Source organism: Pantoea sp. RG18 (assembly GCF_025910075.1).
Taxonomy (GTDB): domain Bacteria; phylum Pseudomonadota; class Gammaproteobacteria; order Enterobacterales; family Enterobacteriaceae; genus Pantoea; species Pantoea agglomerans.
The window spans coordinates 1-554 of the sequence record NZ_JAPCIL010000035.1 but is presented as its reverse complement, the minus strand read 5'-3'; the positions used below and the strand labels follow the sequence as shown (position 1 = coordinate 554).

The window sequence follows — 554 nt, the reverse complement described above, 5'->3', positions numbered from 1 at the left end:
TCCGGACGAATAAGTTAAAACGCTTACCTACCCATTTTTGAACCTGACGCATCCGCTTCTGGCACAGGGCTGCTGTTGCAGCCCTCACAGGCTAGACTTCAATTGACTCCGATATTTCCAGAGCATCATCTACCTCAATGCCAAGGTAACGTACTGTGCTTTCGAGTTTTTTGTGCCCCAAAAGTAACTGGATTACCCGAAGGTTCTTCGTTTTTTTATAGATAAGATATGGCTTGGTTCTGCGCATTGAGTGCGTACTGTAGAGCGTCTCATCAAGACCCAGCTTCCCAATCCATCCATGAAAAATACGGTTATATTGTCTGGTTGAGATGTGTCTTGAAGAACCAACGCGGGACTGGAAGAGATAGTCGCTATTACTTAGTTGAGCCATTTTGATCCACGCGGCTACAGCCACTCTGGTTCCCTTAGTCAGTTCAAACTGAACAGGGCTGCCCGTTTTCTGCTGCAGCACTGTCGATCTGCCCGAAACAGAGTGCCCATAGGCTATATCAGAAACTTTTAGCTTAACCAAATCACAGCCCCGAAGTTTACTA

General features: G+C 46.4%; 1 protein-coding gene. It reads right to left on the bottom strand.

Going from position 1 to position 554, the window contains the following annotated elements; all coding sequences use genetic code 11:
• Positions 1-91: 91 nt before the first annotated feature.
• Positions 92-554 (bottom strand): tyrosine-type recombinase/integrase (locus OK409_RS22425; RefSeq protein WP_264367561.1); only part of this gene is annotated, 463 nt, incomplete at its 5' end.